This window comes from Pseudomonas sp. SDO524_S393, assembly GCF_054071875.1.
In genome coordinates this window covers 16,312-37,381 of sequence record NZ_JBSVVZ010000068.1, presented here as the reverse complement: position 1 = coordinate 37,381, position 21,070 = coordinate 16,312, and the positions used below count along the sequence as shown (strand labels likewise).

Sequence of the window (21,070 nt, the reverse complement as noted above, 5' to 3'; positions counted from 1 at the left end):
GGATCTGGGACGCTACCTGACGCCGGATCCGGTGAAGTTGGCGGGTGGGATCAATGCCTACCGATATGTGCCGAATCCTACGGGGTGGGTGGATCCGTTAGGATTAGCATGTGCTCCGTATGATTGCCCAAACCCCGTAGCGGACACTACGTGGATATTCAATCCAGACGTAGATATTGATAGACGTCACGAAAGTGGAAACGCCTACGAGCAAATGCACCGAGGGATTAAAGAAGCAATGCAAAGAACCGGCACAGCCAAGGAAGAATTTGAAGTGACTAAATGGGGAAAAGATCAATATGGAAAATCCTTCCCGACTGAATGGCGTGTTTTGGTAGGACCAAATAAAGGCGCTGAAGTAAATATAGACGACCCGACACTAGTTCACAGTGCCAATGGCCCGCGCACACCTCACATTGGTTACCAGGCAGCAGGTAAGCGCCGAACAGGCGGCACCACAAGAGGGCATATATTACTGACACTAGTTCCCGTCAGCCGATCCCGAATTGGAGCCCCAAAATGAGCTACCTAGAAACAGAAATCGATGAAACCTTAGAAAATCTATGCATTGAAAATGCAAAATTCAATACCGATGAACTGAAGACGTTGATCACGAACCTTTGCAATTTTTTTTTCGGCGGTGCTCAATATCTAGACCCCAAAAAACTAAAAATCAAACATGCCGAATACAATCCTAAATTTTGGCAAGAGGTCTCAAAACGAATACACACCGATCAGTTGATCCTCATTGTCGTCGACACTGCGTACAGGGCTTGGTCGATTGAAAAAGCAGAGGACATCGAGAACGTCTTGTCGGAAACTACTGGATATCCTTTTTGGATAACTGATAAAAAATTTTCGTTCTTGATCTATATGGACGACCATGACTGCGTAAGCTGGGCTTAGGCAGAGCCTTACAACTCTAAAGTGAATACACCAATCACTGTAGTAACACCTACCGATTACGACCTTAACTAAGTCAAATAAATAACAACTGAACTTATTCAGGATTAAGTCGGCGAGTGTGCAGCGCTAAAGTTCGGCGACTCAATAATCCTTATCGAACTTGACGAGCCACTCACTCAGAAAGTCGGCTTTGTTGAGGCAACACCATCCAAAATCCGCCTCTACCCACAAATACCTGAACCTCACCCCCACGCCACCACCAACAACCCCACCCCCAACACCAAACACAACGGCGAATAAAAATACGTATCCAACTTCGCAAACCTGGACCCACTCACCTTCTTGAAAAACCCCACCAACTCCGAATCCCCAATCGCCCTGGCAAACATGATCACGGCTATCGTGCTGATCCCCCATTGCAGCGCGCCATGGGACACCGGCGAAAAATATAGTCCGGCGCGCAGGCAGACGAGCAGCGCAATCGCCACCAGCCCCATTGCGACTAGGAAGGTGCCCAAGGCCGAAGGCTTGAACGCTGGCCGTGGTCCCCGGGCAAATTCGCCGGGTAATTGGGGGATGGCGGCGAGGCTGCCGAGTTTGCCGCCGGCGGCCCAGTACAGGTGCACCATGCTGATACAGGCGAAGATTCCGACGACCCACCGCGCGACGACAAAGCTCATGGCTGGCTCTCTCCCTGGAAAAGTCCGAAAGAGGATAGTCGCCCGGTAATTTTTTGCAGGCATTTCGTCGGCAGCTGATGGTAAAGTGCCGCCCCATGAAAATCGTCCGTTCCGATCGCTCGCTCATTGCCTGGATGCTCTATTGCTGCGTCCTGTTCAATGTGTTCGCCTGCAGCATCGGTCACGGGCAGATGATGGGGATGCAGCTCAATGGCATCGGTGGCCAGTTCTGTACGGTCGACCCGCGCACCCAGGCGCCCATACAAAAGAACTCCACTGATGAGACCCTGCCGACGCTGTCCAAGGCGTTCGGCTGCCCGCTGTGTTCCACCGGAGGCATGGGTCCGGCACTCAACTCCAGCCTGAATGTGGCGGTGTTGCCACAACCCCATGCGCCGCCGCCGGCAGTTGTACTGGCCGCAGATATTCCCGCCCGCTTCATCTGGCCTGCCGCTCACCCGCGTGCGCCGCCCGCCTACGCCTGATACCTGAGCTTTTCGATCTGCACTGACCGTCATCCCTATCGAGGATCCGTTCGGCTGTGCGTTGTTTTCAAGCCAAGTTTTTCAGGATTCAACCATGAAACATCTACCCCTGTTGGCAGGCCTGTTCGGCTGCCTGCCTGTTTGCGCGTGGGCCCTCGAACTGGCGCCGACCACCATCGATGGCGAACAGACCGCCGAGCCCGGCCTGACCCTGGATCAATCCAGCGGCGTCGCATCGCGGCTGGGTTTGAGCGTGCGCGAGACACCCGCTTCAGTGGCCATCGCCAATCGCAACGACATCGAGCGCCACGGCGCCAAGACCTTTCGCGACGCGGCCAATACCCTGCCCGGCGTGAATGCCAGCGCGCCGCCAGGCTTTGGCGGGTTTGTCTCTTATCGCGGTTTCACCAGCAGCCAGATCACCCAGATGTTCAACGGCATCAACGTCGCGACCGGCCTGGCCCGGCCGGTGGATGCGTGGATCTACGACCGGGTGGAACTGGTAGGCGGCCCCTCCTCCCTCATCAATGGCGCCGGCTCGGTGGGCGGTTCGCTCAATTACGTGACCAAACTGGCCACCCGTGAAGAACAGGCCGCCGAGGGTCAGCTCACCTACGGCAGCTACGACACCGCCGGCATGGCGTTCGGCGTCAATCACGCCCTGACCGAACCGGGCGCCGAGGTTCAGCATTACGCGCGCCTGGATGTCAGCCGCAACACCAACCACAGCTATATCGACCGCGACCAGCGCGACGCCTGGAGCCTGGCCTTTTCCCTGCTCAGCGACCTCAGCCCCAACCTGTCCCACACCCTGGCGCTGGAATATCAGGACGAACATGAAGACAGCCCCTACTGGGGCACGCCGGTGCTCAACCCCAAGGTCGGCGAGCTGAAGATCGACAAACACAACCGCTTCAACAACTACAACGTGGCCGACGGTCGTTATGAACAGCGCACGATCTGGGCGCGCTCGATCATCGATTACCGGATCAACGACAGCACCACCCTGAAAAACACCCTTTACCACCTGGATAGCCAGCGCGATTACCGCAACCTCGAGACGTATCAATACAACGCCAACAACAGCGCGGTGAACCGCTCGACCGCCTACCAGGTGCGTCATCAGGGCGAGCAGAATGGCAACCAGTTTGAAATTCGCCATGACGACCGCCTGTTCGGCCTGTCGACCACCTGGTCCGGCGGCTTCGAATACAAGGTCAACAGCACCACCAACCACCCGCTGAACGTACCGGGCAACAGCACCGTGGACCCGAACAACTATGACCCGGGGCACTTCTATGACATCCCGGGCACAAAACCCGGGTTTATCAAGGACAAGACCAACCAGGTCACCACCCGGGCGTTGTTCGTGGAAAACCGCCTGGGCCTCACCGATAAACTCTCGTTGCTGACGGGTTTGCGCTATGACGCCATCGACCTGGATGTGACCAACCACCGCGCCGTGACTGCCACCAACCCACGGCACTTCACCCGCCGTTGGGAGCCGGTGACCGGCCGCGTGGGCCTGACTTACCAGTTCATTCCCTCGGCCAATGTCTACGTGCAATACAGCACTGCCGCGGAACAACCGAACACGACCACCCAGGTGTTCGACGTGTCGACCGGCAAACAATGGGAAGTCGGCAGCAAGTTCGATTACCTGGAAGGCCGTGGCTCGGCCACCGTCGCCGCTTATAAAATCGAGCGCAAGGACTTTGCCGTCACCGACCCGCTGGACCCGACCAACAGCATCCCGGTGGGCGCGCAGTCGTCCAGGGGCATCGAACTGGCCAGCTCGTTTCGCATCACCCCACGGCTGTTGGCGGAAGGCAACTTCGCCTGGGTAGACGCCGAATACGATGAGTTCAACGAGAAAATCGCCAGCGGCGCCGTGGTGTCACGCAAAGGCAACACGCCCACCAATGTGCCCAAGCGCGTCGGCAATCTGTGGTTGACCTATGACTTCAGTGAAGACTGGCAAGGCGGCGTGGACGCGCGCTATGTAGCAGAGGTGTATGCGGATAACGCCAACACCCAGACGGTGCCGGCCTACACGCTGCTCGGCACCTTCCTGCGCTACAAGGTGGACTCGCACACGTCGGTGACCGGTCGGGTGCGTAACCTGACCAACGAGGTGTATGCGGAGTTTGCCCATGTGTCGCCGGCTTACTACCTGGGGTCGCCGAGGACCTTTGAGCTGGCGGTGCAAACCAGGTTCTGATGTGGATGTGGGAGCTGGCTTGCCAGCTCCCACAATTTCATTTTCACCTGGTAGTTGAATCCGAGATTATTTCAGGCTCGCTTGAACCTTCTGCGCCACATCATCGGTCAACCACGCCGTCCAGACTTCGGGATGCTCCTTCAGGAACGCCAGGGCAACGTCCCGAGGTGGGGTGTGATTCTCGCTCATGGTGGCCAGAGCTTTGTTCAGCGGTTCGATAGGGAACTCGACCTTCTCGAAGAACTGCGCGATTTGCGGATATTGCTGCTGGAACGGCGTGGACACACCGATGCTCAACTTGGATGCCAGCGAACGGGTTGGCTTGGGATCGGGGTTGTCTGCATCGGTCAGCGTCTTCCAGGCCTCGGCATCGAATGCCGGCTCTTCCAACTGGATCAACTTGAAGCGGCCCATCAACGGCGTCGGCGACCAGTAGTAGAACAGCACCGGCTTGCCTCGGCGGATCGATGAAGCGATCTCGGCATCCAGTGCCGCGCCCGAGCCACTGCGGAAATTCACAAAACTGTCGTCCAGACCGTAGGCCTTGAGCTTCTGTTTATTGACCACTTCCGAGGTCCAGCCGATAGGGCTGTTAAGGAAGCGCCCCTTGTCGGGAGATTCGGGGTCCTTGAACACGTCCTTGTAACGAGCCAGGTCCTTGACGCTTTTCAGCTCCGGTGCGAGGGGCTTGATGCCTTTGGCCGGATCGCCCTTGACCACGTACTCCGGCACCCACCAACCTTCGGTGGCGCCTTTGACGGTATCGCCCAGGCCCGCCACCTTGCCTTCGGCCTCGGCCTTGACCCACACCGGGCTTCTGCCGGCCCATTCCTCGCCGATCACCTGAATATCGTTCTTCGCCAAGGCGGTTTCCAGGGTGATGGTCGTACCGGGCAACGTGTCGGTCGGCAGGCCATAACCCTTCTCGACAATGACCCGCAGCACTTCAGTGATCAGGCTGCCACTTTCCCAGTTCAGGTCGGCAAAGTGCACCGGCGCCTGAGTGGCCGACGCCGGCAGCGCAGCCATTGACATCCCCAGGGCTGTCAACCCGGCGGCCAAGAGTGTTCTCAATCCTTTCATGCCTTTGCACCTCGCGATATCGCAGCCAATAGCAGGCGGCTTTGCTGCTGATGCGCGAAGCCTCTGAATAGTTAAGTCAACTCAACTGTAGTAGAGGTTCCGGGAGAGACAGAATGTGCGGGATATTTGTGGGTTATTCGCTGGCCTTGAACGTTACCAGCTCACCCTTGCGCCATTTGGCGACCTTGCCGGTCACGGCCTTCAGGGTTTTGGTCAGGCCTTCCTGAAGTTGCTCGTTGGCAGCAAACACCAGCATCACGCTGTGGCCTTCCTTGAACACAATGCCCTGGCCCTCGGTAGAAGACACAAAGGCGTAATCGCCCAGGCCATACACCGTCAACTTGATCTCGCGAAACTTCAACTCGAACTTACCGCCTTCGCGACTGGGCAATACCGCCGCGCGAAAGTGGTCGCCGACCTTGAGCTCCAGGCGCGGTTTGTCATCGACCACCATCGCCGCTTCGGTATCGATCTCGGCAATGTAGATGCCTTCCGGCGTCTGCTCAGTGATGTAGACGAAACGGGATTGAAACTGTTTGACCAACTTTGCGCGCAAATCACCCAGCACGAATAACGCGTGCATATCCAGATTACTGACTGCCAAGGAAACGCCCCCACCTCGAAAAGAGCGCCGTCCGCCAGAGCGGGCAGCACAAAAAAACGGCCGTTACGGCACGATCACACAACTCATTCATTGAAAAACTGAAGAATCTCCCCACTGCTGCGCTGTAAGACTAGTACAGGCGAGCTTGATGAGCCTTGTGCAAGGTCATCAGGCATCACAGGAGATCACAGGTTCAACCACCCGAGAATACGGGCGGACCCACTTCAGAGAATAACCCAATTAAAAACGCAGCTTTCCGACACTCAATGTGCGGGCAGGGAACCGGGAGCCGACTACCCGCCACAATACTAAAACAGCAACCGGGGTTAAAACCACCGGAAACGCTGCTGGGGGATCAACAAGATCGATCGACAGGAGCAGGCCATGCAACGACCACTATACGACGCCATGTCTTCCCGCACTCGTTCATCATGCCGGGAAAAGCCTCAATACTACCGCCTGGACAGTCCATTCGGGTGCCCGAATTCGGTTCTTTATCAGGTGGTGCCCGCCGGCAAGAACTTCTTTCATATCCTGGAGGTGAACAGCGGTCGCATCAAAGGCTTTCGCAGTGACCATATTCAGGCCTGCGAACTGGCGAAAGAACTCGAAGCTACCCTGCAAGCGTCCTACGGCGCAAGGGTCGCGCCACCCGGATGATGGATATCCGATCGAACTCCCCCGCATCACCGCCCTCCCATGCATACCCTCACGACTTTTCCGGGAGCATGCTATGGACGCGCCACTACCAACCCTTGAAACCTTGTTTGAACAATTGGGCCTGGAATCATCTCCACAGGCCATCGACGCCTTCATTGCTGCGCATCCACTGGCGGACGCCGTCAAACTGATCGACGCGCCGTTCTGGACACCGCAACAAGCCCGGTTCCTCAAGGAAGAACTGCGCGAGGATGCCGACTGGGCCATGGCGGTGGATGAGCTGAACCAGCGCCTGCATCAACGCACTTGACCTCGTTCAGTGCACGCTGTCGGGCTGCTCCAGGCGCAACAGCGCTTGCCAGGCAGCCCGGCATTCTTCCGCTTCATCACGGCTGGCGAACGCGGTGCCACGCCGCTCGCCGTTAAGCAACACGACCCAACAGGCGCGCTGGCCCAACTCCCGCAGCGTGGAAGGGACACCGCTGCCAATCATCACCGCAACATCGACTTTGGTTTGCATGAAAGTTCTCCGCACCATTAGTTAGCCGACTAACAATGTTGGCCATGCTACGGTTTTCCTCCAGTTGGAAAAAGCTATCCACGGAATAGCTCCCTTGCATAAACAGCAACAATGTTTAGCGCGATGCTTTCGCCCCTTCCGGCTTGTAGCCCAGACGCAACCCACCCCAATGTCGCCCCTTGACCACGATCGGCACCGACAGATCGTGCATCAGTTCGCCCGTATCCCGGGTGTAGGTCTGCAACAACACCGCCTGTTGATGGCTGCCGCAGCGAATGCCGGTACGGTCGTCGAACTTGCGTTTGGTGCGGTTCTGCACCGCATCGAGCTGTGCATCGCCGGTCAGCGCCTGGGAAAACGCCTTGTTGTGCGTCGGTACATACCCCTGGGGCGTGCAGGCGATTGCAAAAACCAGCCCTTCGTGACGCGGCAACAACGCCTCCTGAATCGCCGGCAGGACCTGGTCGGTATAACCATCGAACCGCGTGTGGTACTTGCTCGGGCTGGTGTTGGGGATCAGGGTATAACTGCGATCAAACAGATCATCCAGGCTGATGCGGCTCTGCTGGACGTCTGCCTCGAACTGCGCGGCAATGCGGTTGGCGCCTTCACGGGCCAGGTCATAGATGCGCTGGTGATAGTCATCCAGCCCCACCTCGGCCAGGCGTTCACTGATGATTTCGGCCTGCCCTTCCATCTGCACGGCGGCGTCGGCCAACTGGCGGGTTTGCTGATCGCTCACCGTCAGATCGCTGCGCATCTGCTCCACCGCATGAAACAGGCTATCGAGCTGGGTGCGGTTGGTGTCGGCGCCCTGGGCAATTTCGTTGACCTGGCCTTCCACATCCGCCGCCAGGCTGGCGATGCTCTCCAATTGCTCGCCGGCATGCTCCACCTGCTCGACACCGGTGTGCAAATCCGCTGACAGCTGACGAATCTGCTCCACCACTTGGGCGGTACGCTGCTGGATATCCGCCACCATCACGCCGACCTCATCGGTGGCCGTTGCGGTACGTCCGGCCAGCCCGCGGACCTCATCGGCCACCACCGCGAAACCTCGCCCGTGTTCCCCCGCCCGCGCCGCTTCGATGGCCGCGTTCAGCGCCAACAGGTTGGTCTGGCTGGCGATCGACTGGATCACCAGGGTCACCCGCTGGATTTCTTCGCTGCGCTGGCTCAAGGCTTCGATCAGTTCCCGGCTGGCGTTCGCGCGCTGGCTGAGCTGGTGCATTCGGCTGATCGACAGGGCCAGCACTTCACGCCCTTCGGTGCTGCGCTGATGGGCCTGGCTCGCCGCCCCCAGCGCCTGCCGGCTGAGCTCGGAAGTGATCTTCTCCGTGCCGATCATGACTTCGGCACTGCTGACAATCTGCCTGGCCGCCCCCAGTTGCGACTGCACCCGCGCTGCCAGTTGTTTGACCGAATAGGCCACGCCGGCCGCAGACAAAGCGTTGTGGCTGGTGGTATGGGACAAATCGCGGGTCAGGTCGCCAATGGCGTCGCCGGCACCGGTCGACACGGCACCCGGTGTACGGTTTTTGAGGGAGGGTAGCCAGATCACCAGCAAGGCCAGTGGCAGGCACAGGTAAATCGGCAGGCCGGCAAACGCCAGTCCGAGCAGGACCAACACCAGGGCGGTGCTCTGCAGGAGTGGCGTGAGCCAGCCGGGCAACCCGCGCGCCACCGTCTGTGGTGGCACCGCTGCGCCCATCAGAGATCCATCTCCAGCCATCGTCGTTACCCCACTGCTTGTCGTTATTGTTCCGGCATTAAACGCCACTCTTTCGCCATTATCCATGGGCCTTTAGTGGGGTAGCGTGCAACAGATCAATAAACGGGGGTGTAACGGGCATGTTCTCCGGGGAGCCGTCTGCGGCCTCCCCGGCTTCACCGCATCAGGCTTGACGCTGGTGTTTGTCGATCTGCTCGTGGCGCTCTTGCGCTTCGATGCAGTACCGGGTGGTCGGGCTGATCAGCAGGCGCTTGAGGCCGATAGGCTCGCCGCTGTCGTCGCACCAGCCAAAGGAATCTTCCTTGATGCGCTCCAGGGCGCGCTCAAGCTGCGGCAGCATACGCTGGTCGCGGTCGATAGCGTTGACCAGCCAGGTGCGCTCTTCTTCCACGGAAGCAGCGTCAGCCGGGTCGGCCGGGGTGTCCAGGCTTTCAATGGCGATACGGTTCTGTTCAATGCGCTCGTGGTGTTCCACTTTCATGTCTTGCAGCAACTGCTCGAAAAAAGCGTGCTGTTCGGCATTCATGTAGTCATCCGCCGGCATGGCCAGCAACTTTTCCTTTGTCATTGATTTCTCTATAAAAAATACGTGCATTAAGGCGAATAAGGGAGCGTTCCGGTCGACCCTTGCAGGTCTCGGAAAGGCGCCATCCATTCCAAGCGCCACCCGGCACTCAATTTACGAGGGGCGGCAGTCTAAGGCCGACTTGAGGGCGCAGCAACTGAAAAGACAGGCATTTTTTCCGAGATAACCCCCAAAAGCACCAGGACGGGCTCGGCGAATGGTCATCGGAGTGCGTTTATAGCAAGAAATTCGGGGTTGTGGAGCTAAATGCAAGACGAATGGTTAATTCGCTGCCAGCAATACGTACCGCCAGCCCCTCAGTGAAAGGGCATTAGCTATGGGGCATCAACCACAAAAAGGATAGCGTATGCCCCTCTATCGTCCCCCTTCACCGGCCGGCGAACCGCTCGCCGGTGCGGTCAATGCTCAGTTTGCCTCGCGACCGACGCTGGAGTTCGTCACCCGACAATTGCTGACCCACCTGATAACCCGGATTCATCCGTCATTGTCCATCGACCTGGCCCGCACCCGATTGCTGGTCCCAACCTCACGCGGAGGCCGCAGCCGGCAATCGCTGATGGGCCTGGTACTCGACCTGCTCGCCAACGGTACCCCGCTGGACTTCAGTGATCGACACGGCAAAAGCTGCCAGCTCAGCGACGATCCCCCCGCCCCCCTGACACTGGCAAACGCCCAGCCACTGGACATGCAAGCGATCCAGTCGGCGATAGAAACCCTGCCTGAGACGCTGCCTACCGCCCTGCAAAATGCCCTCGCCGCCTATTGGAGCGCCTCCGGCGACAGCGGCGTATCACGCTGGCACTGGCTCAGCGAGGCCATGCGGGACACATTGCGCATGTTGCTCATTCAAACGAATGACCTCATGCCGCTGGAGCGCGACATGCTCGAGCAACTGGTGGAGTGCCCCGACCGCGACCAGCGCATCGCACGCTACGGAGAAGCCGTCGTCCACGCCTACTTCCCTATGGCGACCTTCACCGCCGGCAAGCGAACGCAGCAACGATTGGGACCCGACTTGATCCTGGTCCCCGTACACAAGGGAGAGCCACACATTTTATGGTGCTCGGTGGCGGGGAGTTACGAACGCTACTACACCATGGAGGCGGCCTTATCGGACTGGGCCCATACCCTGGAACAGGACACGGCGTTCGAACGCGTCACCACCCAACGCTACGAGCCGGACGGCCATCTGTTCGAGGCTCAATCGGCGATTATCCTCAATCGCCAGTTGCAACAATTGCAGCAGTTGAAACTGGGCACGATGTTCGGGCTTGAGGCGCTGAAAGGGATGTATCGGCACATCACTGATCCCCTCACAAGTTTTGAAAATACCGCGCTGTACAGCGCTCAAACGCTGACCACGCTACGCCGCGACATACCCGACTGGCTGAACCGTGCCACCGCCACCGAGCGCATGCAATATCGGCACTACAGCCTGAAATTGGCCAGCGCCAAAAAACGCAGTGAGGGCGCAACCTTCCTCAGCGACCTGCCGGACATCCGCACGTACACCCGCACCGCCTTGCTCAACCAACTGCTGCGAGACGAACTGCACTTCGACAATATTCGCCCCGAGCAGACACGTTCCGCGCAGTTCCAGCCCGATGACCTGCAATTGACCTTTCATGTCGCCGCCGGTTACCCGGGCGGCGCGGGCTATGTCGAAAACGTCCACATGAGCCTGACCGACCTGGCGATCAACAACCTGCAAGGCCGCCCCCGGGGCCAACTGACCGTTACCCACCGCAACAACCAGCCCCTGCCCGTATGGCTCACGCCCGACTATATCCAGGGCAGCACAGGCCTGATTCAACAGGTGAACATCGGCAAGTCCTACCCGGAAATGCTCAAGGCCCGACTGCTGGACGACAGCGAAGAAGCACGCCAGCGCGAGCGTCAGTTCGGCGAACAAACCGTTGCCCACCTGCCGCTGCTGGCGCTGGAATCCAGCCTCAGACAGCTCAACGGCTTCACCGTCCAGGGCGCGGCCCATGTCGCGGCGCTGATGGGGCGTCAGGCGGATGAACGCCAGGTGGGTGGCCAGGCCATCGTCATCCGTCAACTGGCTCTGCTGCGCAAGCCCGCTGCCGTGGCGGACAGGGTCACCAACATGTACATCATCGAACCCGAGAACCCCGCGATCGGCCCCGCGATTCTGTACCGTCCACTCTACGCCGACACCTTGCTGCAATTCCCCAGCCGTGCCGACTTGATGAACGCCATCGCCGCACCGGGCGAGCTGCAAACCAGTGTGCTGACCTGGCTCTCCGACGGTGCACGGCCTATCTATGACAATGGAGGATTTGCACAGCCGCACTACGTCAGGTTCGGCGCCGGCAGCGAGTTCGACCTGCCTGAAATTCCCGCACCGGCCACCCTCGCCGAGACCGGAGCAAACGATGAGTTGCTGCAGTTCCTGGTCAACGGCCACCTGATGCAATACCTCTACGGCGCCAACGCCCGGGCCCTGGTCGACCAGGCCGAGCGCGAATCGGTGTCCAATGCCGAAAGCCGCTGGCAGGTTTTCCTGGAAGGCGCCGGGCTGTTGTTCAGCACCCTGCTATTGCCCCTGATGCGCGGGCCACTCATGTTGACCGGCTGGTTGTTCAGCCTGCTGACCAGCGCCAACCGGGATATCCCTGCGCTCAACAGCCCGGATCCGATCACCCGGGAACTGGCCTGGGCCGATTTGCTGCTGAACGTCGGCATGCTGATGTTCGAACTGGTCCCCACCCCCGTAACACCCAAACGCAGTTGGCCGGATGACGCCAAGTGGCAGATCCTGCCATCGCCACTGGAGCGGCTCGACCATGGGCAATGGCCCCCCTCCGCACCCGCCGTTATTGAACAGGGCAGCGTGATGATGGGCGGCGGCGCTTCAGGATTGGCCAATACCGTTTTCGACTTCAGTTTTGCCAGCGCCCGCCAGCGACTGAGCGCCGACCAACAGCAACGCCTGGCACTGCTCCAGGTGCCCCGGCCCGACGTGCTGCCGACACCGGTCGCCGATGGCCCTCGCCGAGGCCTTTACCTCCATCTGCGCGATTGGTACGCGCTGATTGACACACGCTGGTACCAGGTACGGCTGGAGGGTGACAGCGTGGTGATCGTCGATCCCTTCAACACCCAGCTTCATGGTCCCTGCTTGAAATCGGACGGCCAGGGCAACTGGACACTTGACTTGCAACTGCGCCTGCGCGGCGGCATGCCGCCCAAGCGCATCGCCGCCGCGCGCGAGCGCAAAGCCCTGCGCAAACAACAACTGGGCGAAGAACAGACGCGGTTCACCCACAGCCCCCAGGTCATGCAGCAAGGCCGGCTGGTCACCCTCAAAAGCCCGCAGCAACTGTTGCAAGACAAGGTGGACATGGCACAGGAGCTGATGAACCGCGCCGCCACCGACGCCAAGTACAGCGACGCCGCCCGCGCCAACACACGCAAGAACTTCGACAGCGCACTCCATGAACAGATGGACGTCTTCGCAAGCTTTCTCGATAGCCGCCAGGAACGCAGCGAGCTGGGCATGCCCATGCCTGCCAGCGTCGCCGCCATATTCCTTGAAAATACCGTGAACAACGCGCGCAAGTCCGTGGTGGTCGCCGACATGGACCGCCAGGTACTGTATGCCGCGCACCCCTTGCTGAACGCACCTTACGAGCAGGCATTGCCCGCCATCCTTCTCGACCCGGCGCGCTATTCGCAGTTTCTCAAGGACCTGAGTCAGATCAACGAGCGCCAGATCAACGCGCTGGAACGTACCGACCGCTCCCTGCTGGAGCTGTTCAACCTCGGTCAGCCCGGCCTCGAAGCCTACAACCGCCTGACCCAGGGACGTCCCGACGAACTCCGTGCCCTCTCGCTGAAATATTCGCAGTTGATGAACCTCAAGTACTTGAGCAAAAAGCACTGGCAAGCCGGCTTGCTCGATAATGACCTGGACCTGAGCCTCGACCCCCTGGCCCGGCACGTACGCACCCACAGCGAGCTCAACACCCTCAACCTCGACACCGCCGACCGCCTGGTGGTACTCGACAGCCTGTTCCAGCACTATGCCCAGGCCCTGGATGCCTTGCAGGGCATTGCAATCGTCCATGCCGAGGGCCTGGACATGGAATACTTCAGACCGCTGCAAGCGCTGGTGAACGCGTTGTACCAAGACGTGGTGCAACAATTGGCCGCCGAGGTCAAACCGCTCGCCGAAACGCCTAAGCGTCCTCCCAAACGCGCCCCGAATGCTCCCGGCAGAATCCAGAAAAAAGTCATCAGGACCCGCAAACAAGGCGTCCTGATCGGTAATATCAGGCCCGCCGACACTGCACTGGCGATAGACACGGTGGAGGTGCGCTCGGAGCAGACCGACCAATTGCTGGCCACATACTCGCAGCACGAAAGTGGCTGGGACGAAGTCGAGTTCCAGCGCCGTCCTTCTGCACCGGAACCTGCGCCGAACACCCGTGCGCTGAACGTCGTCAAAGGCGATGCGCGTAAGCGACTCAAGACCGTAGAGCCAACGCTCAAGCGCCAGGAAGGTTATGCGCAAGTCTCGCGCTACCCCGTAGAAATACAGGAGAGCCTCGATGCAGAAGCGAAACGCTTCGATAGCCTGGCGGCCGAGCTGGATCGCGCGATTGCCGCACAGCCTGAAGACCTGCAACTGGCCGACGACCGCAGCCTTTCCAACGCTCTGCGGGCGGCCATGGCCAGGCTCACCGCCAAGGGCCACGAGTTACGCCTGCAACGCACCCTGGCCCTGCCCCCCACCGACAGCCACCTGACGTACCTGCTCGAACAGCACCACGCCAAACTGGGCAGCCTCGGCCCGCGCCTGGCGATGCGCGGTGAACGCGCGGATTTCATCAAGGAGTACAGCGTGATTGATCCTCAGGGGAACGTGCTGTGGTACGCGCACTTTCATTACCCCAAGCTGGACACGCCAAAGCCCGAGTACAGCGTGGCCCACCTGAAAACCCGGCAGCAACGCACCGACAGCTACTATTCGCTGCTGGCCAAGGCGCAGAGCCCGCAAAACGTAGTGGATGTGCATCGCGGAGCAATCAGCCGGGAATTGGCTGAGAAATGGTTTCTGCCACTGCTGCCTTGAATGAACAAGGCCCAACGCCAATCCTGTAGTGAGCAGGTTTGTCCTGCGCTGGGGCGCGAAGCGGCCCCAAAACCAGTCAACGCGTTTCTGTCTGAAAATTTGCGGTGGCCTGTTGGGGCTGCTACGCAGCCCGGCGCAGGCGGTGCGACGATTCGCCAAGCCTGCTCACCACAAAAACCGTATCCCCCCAAGATCCATCTGACTCAACACACAACCACTGTGGTGAGCAGGCTTGTCCTGCGCTGGGTGGCGAAGCCGCCCCAAAACCAGTCACCACGTTTCTTTCTGAAAATTTGCGGTGGCCTGGTTGGGGCTGCTACGCAGCCCGGCGCAGGACGAGCCTGCTCACTACAAGACCGCATTCCCCCGTTCAGCGCTTGAGCTTGCGCTTGTTGCGGTACTGGTCGATCACCACCGCCACCACGATGATCAGGCCCTTGATGATGTCCTGGATATACGCGTCCACCCCGACAAAGGTGAACCCGCTGGCCATCACCCCAAGGATCAGTGCGCCAATCACCGTGCCGGTAATGCGCCCTACCCCGCCCGCCAGGCTGGTGCCGCCGATCACGGCCGCCGCAATCGCATCCAGCTCATAGGACATGCCCATGCCGGCCTGCCCGGTCGCGGCTCGGGCCGACGCCACCACGCCGGCCAGGCCCGCCAGCAAACCGGCGATGCTGTACACAATGATCAGGTGGCGCTTGACGTTGATGCCCGAGGTCCGCGCCGCTTGCATGTTGCCGCCGATGGCGTAGGTGTACTTGCCGTACTTGGTGTAGCGCAACGCGATATGGAAGATCACCGCCACCACCAAAAAGATGATCACCGGCATCGCGCCATGGCCGATGGCCGTGTACGAATCCGAGAGCATGCTCACCGGCTGGCCTTCGGTGTAGTAGCGCGCCAGGCCACGGGCCGAGACCATCATGCCCAGGGTGGCAATGAACGGCGGAATACCCGTGACGGCAATGATGCTGCCGTTGATTGCCCCGGCCAACAGGCCCACGCCAAGTCCCATCGCCACCGGGATCCACACCGGCAGGTCGGTCAGGCTGGGGAACACCGCCCGGGAAAAATCGGAAGTCTGCGCCAGGCTGGCGGCGATCATCGCCGAAAGCGCCAGCACCGAACCGGACGACAAATCGATACCGGTGGTGATGATCACCTGCGTCACACCGATAGCCAGCAGACCAATGATCGACACTTGCAGGATCATCAGCACCAGGCGCTGGGAGTTCAGCAGAAAACTCTGGTCGCGCACGATCCAGCCGAACAGCTCAAACACCAGGCCGATGCCGATCAGCACCAGGAAGATGCTCAACTCGGTGGGCATGCGCCGACGCTGCTTGAACGGGGCCGTGGCAGGCTTGTTGTCTGTTATTGCGTTCATAACCAATCACCTTCTTATTCTGTAGTCAGTGGACCGCGGTCATACCGGACGCCAGCTGCATGACTTTTTCCTGCGTCGCCTCGCTGCGGTCCAGGGTGCCCATCAGTTCGCCCTCGTGCATCACCATCACGCGGTCGCTCATGCCCAGCACTTCGGGCAGCTCGGAAGAAATCATGATCACCGCCATGCCTTCGCTGGCAAGGAAGGCGATCAAACGGTAGATCTCGGCCTTGGCGCCAACGTCGATGCCCCGGGTCGGTTCATCGAGGATCAACAGCCGTGGATTGGTCATCAGCCAGCGCGCCAACAACGCTTTCTGCTGATTGCCGCCGGACAAGGTATCGATGCATTGCTCAAGGGACGGCGTCTTCACCCGCAACTTCCTGCACATGTCTTCGCACAGCGCACGCAGAGCTTTTTGCTGGATGAAGCCATTGCCCGAATAATGCGGCAACACCGCCATCTCCATGTTCTCCAGCACCGACAAGCACGGGAACAGACCGCTGAGCTTGCGGTCCTCGGTCAGCAGCGCAAAGCCTTTTTCGATCGCCATATGCGGATCGGTAATGCGCACCGGTTTGCCGTCGAGGGCGATCTGGCCGCCGTCGCTTGGGGTGATGCCGAAAATCGTCTCTGCCACGTTGGTCCGTCCCGACCCCATCAGCCCGGCGATCCCCAGAATCTCGCCGGCATGCAGGTCGAACGACACGTCCTTGAACACGCCATCCAGGCGCAGGTCGCGCACCGACAGCAACAGGTCGCCGATGGGCGTCTCGCGCACCGGGAACAACTGGCTCAGCTCACGCCCCACCATCATCGAAATCAGACTGTCGCTGTTCATGCTGTCGGCGCGTTGCAGGCCGATGTAGCGGCCATCGCGGAACACCGCCACTTCATCGGCGATGGCGAACACTTCATTCATTTTGTGCGTGATGTAGACGATGCCTTTGCCCTGGGCCTTGAGGTCGGCAATGATCGAAAACAGGTGGGCGACTTCTTTTTCGGTAATGGCCGAGGTCGGTTCATCCATGATCAGAATGTCGGAGTCGTAGGACACCGCCTTGGCAATCTCGACCATTTGCCGCTCAGCGATGCTCAGGTTGCCCACATGCTCCTCGGGGTCCAGGTTGATGCGCAGGCGCGCCAGCAACTCGGCCGTGCAGCGGTGCATCTCGCGGTGGTTGACCATATGCAGGCTGTTGAGCTGTTCACGGCCAATCCAGATGTTCTCGGCGATGCTCATGTGCGGCATCAGGTTGAGTTCCTGGTGGATCATCGCAATCCCGGCCTTTTGTGCCGCCAACGGCGTTTCAAACACCGCCGACTTGCCGCGCAGGCGAATCTCGCCGCTATCGGGCTGGTAGATGCCGGCGATGATTTTCATCAGGGTCGACTTGCCCGCGCCATTCTCGCCCATCAGCGCCAGCACCGAGCCCGGGCGAACCCGCAATTGCACGTCGTCCAGGGCCACGACGCCGGGGAAGCCTTTGCTGATGTTGACGATTTCCAACAGGTAGGGTTCTTGCGCCAGGAGAGGCTGGGTGCCCGGAGGTTGGGAAACAGAGGCTTGAGCGAGCATAGAAAGGTACTCCAGCGGCAAGGCGGCCATGACCGCCCTGCCGGCTTATTGTTGTTATTTGAAGTCTTTGACGTTTTCAGGGGTGATCAGCTTGAACGGGATGACGATGTTCTGTTCGATCGTCTGGTTCTTCGCCATCTGGCGGGCAGCGTCCACCGAGCCGACCGCCTGGCCTTTGGCGTCCTGGAACACCGATACGGCCATTTCGCCCTTGGAGATGGCATTCAAGCCGTCAGCCGTGCCGTCGACACCGGCAATCAATACGCTGCCCGGCTTGGTACCCGCCGACTTGAGGGCCATGGCCGCGCCAATCGCCATTTCATCGTTGTTCGACAGCACGGCATTGAACTCGCGGCCCTGGGTCAGCCAGTCGTTGACCAGGGTCATGCCCTTGTCGCGCAACCAGGCGCCCGTCTGTTCCTGCACAATTTTGATGTCCGGGTACTTGGCCAGCACTTCCTTGATGCCCTTGGTGCGGTTGGTGGTGGAGTTGTTCGCCAGGTCACCCAGCAGGATCACAATGCTGCCTTTGCCGCCGAGCTTGTCGGCGATGTACTGCATTTGCAGCCGGCCGGCCTCTTCATCGTCGGAGGTCACGGCCGCCACGCCTTTGGGCAGATCTTTCTGGTCCGGGCGACGGTTGACGTACACCAGCGGAATGCCCGCCTCGGTCGCAGCCTTGCTGATCCGTGCCGTCGACGCCGTATCCACCGGGTTGACGATGATGGCGTCGACTTTCTGGCCGATGAAGTTCTCCACCTGGCTCAGTTGCTTCACGACGTCCGTGCGGGCGTCTTCGAATTGCAGTTGCACTCCATCGCCCTTGGGGAAGGTCTTGACGTGCTGGACCATGCCTTCACGTACGCCCGTCAAGTAGTTGTCATCGAACGAAGACATGCTCACGCCGATCTTCAGGTCGGCAGCCAGGGCAGAACCGCTGGCGAGCAACACGGACAAGGCCAGCGCGGTAAAACGGATCGGGGTCTTCATGAACGGTCTGTCTCCACTTTCTTGTTGGTTTTTTGGACGTTGCGTTTATCAGCGTTCAGCGCTCGGCAGGCAGCCGGACGACGGGCGCGCCCGGAATGCAGCACACCAGCGCGCCTTTGTTTTCGACGAAAAGCACATTGAGAAAGGAGAAGTAAAACGGCCGGGCGCGGGGCAGATCGCGTGGCGTGTGGGCAGGGCGTAAAACTCGCAGTACAGCGTTGAAGATTTTCATCTGACGGTACCTGGTTGTTTTTGATCTTGTTTTTGTCGAGTCGACCGAATCGGGTCCGGACCTACTTTATGCAACCTGGAAAAGACTGTATTGGAAAATAATTTCCATATCAACATTTTTTAGAATTTTATTCCATTTTCATGGAAAAGCCCTACAGCGCGTTCATTTCGATCACTTGCCCACGCTGCGCACTGAGTCGTGCAGCGTCCAATACACGGGTGGTCTGCAGAGCATCGGCGGCATCGACCGGCAATGGCCCCTGCCCGTGCACCGCGCTTTGCAACTGGCGATAGAACTGTGTCCAGCAGCCTTTTTCCGAGGGTACCCGCTCACGCTCCGCACCTTGCTCGAACCAGCCCCAGCGTCGGTGTTCCTCGGCGCCCCAATGTTCGCCTTCGGTTTTCGGCGATTTGCCGGCCATCAACGCCTCTTCCTGACCGTCCAGCCCGTCGACGGTGTAACAACCGCCGGTGCCGCTGACCCGAAAGCGCGGCGCCTGGCAGTTTTGCAAGGCATTGCCCGACAGGTGGGAAATCACCCCGTTGGCATGGGTCAGGGACATGAAGAAGCCGTGGTCCACCGTGGGATGTTCGGCGGTGTAATGCAATTGGGCGAATACGCGGTCCACCGGCCCGAACAGTTGCAGGGCCTGGTCCACCAGATGGCTGCCCAGGTCGCGTAGCCAGCCGCCTCCGCTGGCGTTGCCGACGGCTTGAGGGCTGTAGCGTTCCACCCGGGACTCAAAACGAGTGACGGTGCCCAAGGCACCCGCCGCGATGAGCTTGCGCAGGGTCAGGTAGTCCGAATCCCAGCGCCGGTTCTGGTACACGCTGAGCAACGAACCCTGGCGTTCGGCGGCGGTGATCAGGGCCTGGGCCTGTTCGGCATTGGCGGCAAAGGGCTTGTCGCTGACCACCGCCACACCGTGCTCGATGGCCTCCAGCACCAGGGCCGGACGGCCCTTGAGGGTGGTGGAAATCACCAGTGCGTCCACACCCGCCTCGACGATCTGGCCGATGGAATCGAACGCCATCACACCGGGAAAGTCCGTGGTCAATTGCAGGCGGCGCTCGGGGGAGCGCGTCACGACGCCCACAAACGTGGCGCCGGGCAGCGTTGCAATCAGCGGCGCATGAAAGAAGCGCCCTCCGTGGCCGTAGCCGACTAGTCCGATTCGCATGAATACCTACCTTCTTGAATTGGAAACCGGATCCACTGTGGGAGCTGGCTTGCCTGCTCCCACATTTCTGACCGAGTTTCTTCAGGGGTTTAACCGTAAAAACGCGGACGCTCCGGCAGACTCACCTTCACAATCTGCTCACTGCCCTGCGCCTCGATGCACGCATCCGCCGCCACTGCCGCCGCAAATCCGTCCCACGCCGACGGCCCGCCGACCTGGCCGGCGCGCACGCTGTCGATGAAGGCCTGCAACTCCACGTCATAGGCATCGATAAAGCGGTCCTTCCAGTCCATCAGAATCGCATTCGACAGTTTGGCGCCACTGCGCAATTGCACCTGGGACGGCTCCGGCAGCCTGGCGATGCCGGTCTCCCCCACCACTTCGCACTGGATGTCATAGCCGTACTGGCAATTGACGAACACTTCCACATCGATGCGCGTGCCCTTGGCGGTTTCCAGCAACACGATCTGCGGGTCGCGCAGGTGGGCCAGGGCCTTGCTCGACTTGCGCGGGAACACCACCTGCACCGACACATAGTCATCGTCGAGCAGCCAGCGCAACACATCCAGTTCGTGGATCAGGGTGTCGGTGATCGCCATGTCGGTCTTGTAGTTTTCGCCCACCGTCGGGTTGCGGTGCGCGCAGTGCAGCATCAACGGTTCGCCGATCTGGCCGCTGTCGATCACTTTCTTGAGCGCGCGATAGCCTTCGTCATAGGGACGCATGAAACCCACTTGCACCAGGCGTTTGCCATGGGCGACCTCAGCATCGACGATGTTGCGACAGCCTGCGGCGGTGACCGCCAGGGGTTTTTCGCAGAACACCGGTTTGCCGGCGGCAATGGCGGCCAGCACGAACTCTTCGTGGCTCGGGCCCCAGGACGTCACCAGCACCGCTTCCACTTCGGGCGAGCGGATCAGCGCATGGCCGTCGGCATACACCTCGGCGCCGATGTTCAGGTCGGCCACCACCTTGGCCGCCTGTTCCAGGTTGATATCGGTCACCGCCACCACCCGACTGTTGAGCAGGGTCTGGCTGCACCGGCGGATATGGTCCCGACCGATGGCGCCCGTACCAATCACTCCAAGCTTCAAAGACATACAAAACTCCTCTTGTTA

The 21,070-nt window shown here is 59.9% G+C and carries 19 protein-coding genes; 7 read left to right on the top strand and 12 right to left on the bottom strand.

The annotated features are described in order from the left end of the window. Together ACW9IB_RS24210 and ACW9IB_RS24205 are read left to right on the top strand one after the other, a co-directional pair. The coding region (locus ACW9IB_RS24210; protein ID WP_457415810.1) for a polymorphic toxin type 47 domain-containing protein at positions 1 to 523 on the top strand (523 nt) is incomplete at its 5' end. Next, on the top strand, positions 520 to 906 hold the full coding sequence (locus ACW9IB_RS24205; RefSeq protein ID WP_457415809.1) for a hypothetical protein: 387 nt from the start codon (positions 520 to 522) through the stop codon (positions 904 to 906). The genes ACW9IB_RS24210 and ACW9IB_RS24205, both read left to right, overlap by 4 nt. A gap of 242 nt (positions 907 to 1,148) precedes the next feature. Here the strand turns inward: ACW9IB_RS24205 and ACW9IB_RS24200 are convergent, their stop codons facing one another. Further along, on the bottom strand, positions 1,149 to 1,586 hold the full coding sequence (locus ACW9IB_RS24200; RefSeq protein WP_457415808.1) for a DUF3995 domain-containing protein: 438 nt from the start codon (positions 1,584 to 1,586) through the stop codon (positions 1,149 to 1,151). 95 nt (positions 1,587 to 1,681) lie between these two features. Between ACW9IB_RS24200 and ACW9IB_RS24195 the strand changes: the two genes are divergently transcribed. After that, positions 1,682 to 2,071 carry a DUF2946 domain-containing protein gene (locus tag ACW9IB_RS24195; protein ID WP_457368826.1) on the top strand — a complete coding sequence of 130 codons (390 nt, stop codon included), beginning with the start codon at positions 1,682 to 1,684 and terminating at the stop codon, positions 2,069 to 2,071. A 94-nt stretch (positions 2,072 to 2,165) separates the two neighbouring features. Further along, positions 2,166 to 4,292, top strand: a complete 2,127-nt coding sequence (locus ACW9IB_RS24190) for a TonB-dependent receptor (protein ID WP_457415806.1) — start codon at positions 2,166 to 2,168, stop codon at positions 4,290 to 4,292. A 66-nt stretch (positions 4,293 to 4,358) separates the two neighbouring features. Here the strand turns inward: ACW9IB_RS24190 and ACW9IB_RS24185 are convergent, their stop codons facing one another. Together ACW9IB_RS24185 and ACW9IB_RS24180 are read right to left on the bottom strand one after the other, a co-directional pair. Next, positions 4,359 to 5,375, bottom strand: coding sequence for an ABC transporter substrate-binding protein (locus tag ACW9IB_RS24185; RefSeq protein WP_457415804.1), 1,017 nt, complete (start codon positions 5,373 to 5,375; stop codon positions 4,359 to 4,361). Between the two features lie 133 nt (positions 5,376 to 5,508). Continuing rightward, positions 5,509 to 5,958 (bottom strand): hypothetical protein, encoded by a 450-nt coding sequence (locus tag ACW9IB_RS24180; RefSeq protein WP_457415812.1) that lies wholly within the window; start codon positions 5,956 to 5,958, stop codon positions 5,509 to 5,511. A 405-nt stretch (positions 5,959 to 6,363) separates the two neighbouring features. Between ACW9IB_RS24180 and ACW9IB_RS24175 the strand changes: the two genes are divergently transcribed. After that, the gene (locus ACW9IB_RS24175) at positions 6,364 to 6,639 is read left to right on the top strand and encodes a hypothetical protein (protein WP_457368829.1); all 276 of its coding nucleotides are present in this window, start codon (positions 6,364 to 6,366) and stop codon (positions 6,637 to 6,639) included. Positions 6,640 to 6,712: 73 nt separating this feature from the next. Further along, positions 6,713 to 6,949 (top strand): DUF2789 domain-containing protein, encoded by a 237-nt coding sequence (locus tag ACW9IB_RS24170; protein ID WP_457415802.1) that lies wholly within the window; start codon positions 6,713 to 6,715, stop codon positions 6,947 to 6,949. A gap of 6 nt (positions 6,950 to 6,955) precedes the next feature. On the opposite strand, the gene ACW9IB_RS24165 is transcribed toward ACW9IB_RS24170, so the two are convergent. From ACW9IB_RS24165 to ACW9IB_RS24155, 3 genes are all read right to left on the bottom strand, one after another. Further along, complete coding sequence (locus tag ACW9IB_RS24165; protein ID WP_457368831.1) at positions 6,956 to 7,159, bottom strand: hypothetical protein; 204 nt, start codon at positions 7,157 to 7,159, stop codon at positions 6,956 to 6,958. A 115-nt stretch (positions 7,160 to 7,274) separates the two neighbouring features. Further along, positions 7,275 to 8,507 carry a methyl-accepting chemotaxis protein gene (locus tag ACW9IB_RS24160; protein ID WP_457415811.1) on the bottom strand — a complete coding sequence of 411 codons (1,233 nt, stop codon included), beginning with the start codon at positions 8,505 to 8,507 and terminating at the stop codon, positions 7,275 to 7,277. Between the two features lie 547 nt (positions 8,508 to 9,054). Beyond that, positions 9,055 to 9,459 (bottom strand): TraR/DksA family transcriptional regulator, encoded by a 405-nt coding sequence (locus tag ACW9IB_RS24155; protein WP_457368833.1) that lies wholly within the window; start codon positions 9,457 to 9,459, stop codon positions 9,055 to 9,057. 364 nt (positions 9,460 to 9,823) lie between these two features. On the opposite strand from ACW9IB_RS24155, the gene ACW9IB_RS24150 reads away from it, so the two are divergent. Continuing rightward, on the top strand, positions 9,824 to 14,578 hold the full coding sequence (locus ACW9IB_RS24150) for a hypothetical protein (RefSeq protein ID WP_457415800.1): 4,755 nt from the start codon (positions 9,824 to 9,826) through the stop codon (positions 14,576 to 14,578). 370 nt (positions 14,579 to 14,948) lie between these two features. Here the strand turns inward: ACW9IB_RS24150 and ACW9IB_RS24145 are convergent, their stop codons facing one another. The 6 genes from ACW9IB_RS24145 to ACW9IB_RS24120 all read right to left on the bottom strand — a co-directional run bounded on the left by ACW9IB_RS24145 (position 14,949) and on the right by ACW9IB_RS24120 (position 21,052). After that, the gene (locus ACW9IB_RS24145; protein WP_457368835.1) at positions 14,949 to 15,971 is read right to left on the bottom strand and encodes an ABC transporter permease; all 1,023 of its coding nucleotides are present in this window, start codon (positions 15,969 to 15,971) and stop codon (positions 14,949 to 14,951) included. Between the two features lie 25 nt (positions 15,972 to 15,996). Then, positions 15,997 to 17,550, bottom strand: a complete 1,554-nt coding sequence (locus ACW9IB_RS24140; RefSeq protein WP_457415799.1) for a sugar ABC transporter ATP-binding protein — start codon at positions 17,548 to 17,550, stop codon at positions 15,997 to 15,999. Positions 17,551 to 17,604: 54 nt separating this feature from the next. Continuing rightward, a complete protein-coding gene (locus ACW9IB_RS24135) occupies positions 17,605 to 18,540 on the bottom strand; it encodes a sugar ABC transporter substrate-binding protein (RefSeq protein ID WP_457415797.1) in 936 nt (311 codons plus the stop codon). Positions 18,541 to 18,595: 55 nt separating this feature from the next. After that, complete coding sequence (locus ACW9IB_RS24130; protein WP_457415795.1) at positions 18,596 to 18,772, bottom strand: hypothetical protein; 177 nt, start codon at positions 18,770 to 18,772, stop codon at positions 18,596 to 18,598. Between the two features lie 151 nt (positions 18,773 to 18,923). Beyond that, positions 18,924 to 19,952 (bottom strand): Gfo/Idh/MocA family protein, encoded by a 1,029-nt coding sequence (locus ACW9IB_RS24125; RefSeq protein ID WP_457415793.1) that lies wholly within the window; start codon positions 19,950 to 19,952, stop codon positions 18,924 to 18,926. Between the two features lie 89 nt (positions 19,953 to 20,041). Then, the gene (locus ACW9IB_RS24120) at positions 20,042 to 21,052 is read right to left on the bottom strand and encodes a Gfo/Idh/MocA family protein (protein ID WP_457368840.1); all 1,011 of its coding nucleotides are present in this window, start codon (positions 21,050 to 21,052) and stop codon (positions 20,042 to 20,044) included. Positions 21,053 to 21,070 lie beyond the last annotated feature (18 nt).

Coding starts and splice junctions, on each gene's coding strand:
- ACW9IB_RS24205 (WP_457415809.1), top strand. CDS start 520: ATGAGCTACCTAGAAACAGAAATCGATGAAACCTTAGAAAATCTATGC.
- ACW9IB_RS24200 (WP_457415808.1), bottom strand. CDS start 1,586: ATGAGCTTTGTCGTCGCGCGGTGGGTCGTCGGAATCTTCGCCTGTATC.
- ACW9IB_RS24195 (WP_457368826.1), top strand. CDS start 1,682: ATGAAAATCGTCCGTTCCGATCGCTCGCTCATTGCCTGGATGCTCTAT.
- ACW9IB_RS24190 (WP_457415806.1), top strand. CDS start 2,166: ATGAAACATCTACCCCTGTTGGCAGGCCTGTTCGGCTGCCTGCCTGTT.
- ACW9IB_RS24185 (WP_457415804.1), bottom strand. CDS start 5,375: ATGAAAGGATTGAGAACACTCTTGGCCGCCGGGTTGACAGCCCTGGGG.
- ACW9IB_RS24180 (WP_457415812.1), bottom strand. CDS start 5,958: ATGCACGCGTTATTCGTGCTGGGTGATTTGCGCGCAAAGTTGGTCAAA.
- ACW9IB_RS24175 (WP_457368829.1), top strand. CDS start 6,364: ATGCAACGACCACTATACGACGCCATGTCTTCCCGCACTCGTTCATCA.
- ACW9IB_RS24170 (WP_457415802.1), top strand. CDS start 6,713: ATGGACGCGCCACTACCAACCCTTGAAACCTTGTTTGAACAATTGGGC.
- ACW9IB_RS24165 (WP_457368831.1), bottom strand. CDS start 7,159: ATGCAAACCAAAGTCGATGTTGCGGTGATGATTGGCAGCGGTGTCCCT.
- ACW9IB_RS24160 (WP_457415811.1), bottom strand. CDS start 8,507: ATGATCGGCACGGAGAAGATCACTTCCGAGCTCAGCCGGCAGGCGCTG.
- ACW9IB_RS24155 (WP_457368833.1), bottom strand. CDS start 9,459: ATGACAAAGGAAAAGTTGCTGGCCATGCCGGCGGATGACTACATGAAT.
- ACW9IB_RS24150 (WP_457415800.1), top strand. CDS start 9,824: ATGCCCCTCTATCGTCCCCCTTCACCGGCCGGCGAACCGCTCGCCGGT.
- ACW9IB_RS24145 (WP_457368835.1), bottom strand. CDS start 15,971: ATGAACGCAATAACAGACAACAAGCCTGCCACGGCCCCGTTCAAGCAG.
- ACW9IB_RS24140 (WP_457415799.1), bottom strand. CDS start 17,550: ATGCTCGCTCAAGCCTCTGTTTCCCAACCTCCGGGCACCCAGCCTCTC.
- ACW9IB_RS24135 (WP_457415797.1), bottom strand. CDS start 18,540: ATGAAGACCCCGATCCGTTTTACCGCGCTGGCCTTGTCCGTGTTGCTC.
- ACW9IB_RS24130 (WP_457415795.1), bottom strand. CDS start 18,772: ATGAAAATCTTCAACGCTGTACTGCGAGTTTTACGCCCTGCCCACACG.
- ACW9IB_RS24125 (WP_457415793.1), bottom strand. CDS start 19,952: ATGCGAATCGGACTAGTCGGCTACGGCCACGGAGGGCGCTTCTTTCAT.
- ACW9IB_RS24120 (WP_457368840.1), bottom strand. CDS start 21,052: ATGTCTTTGAAGCTTGGAGTGATTGGTACGGGCGCCATCGGTCGGGAC.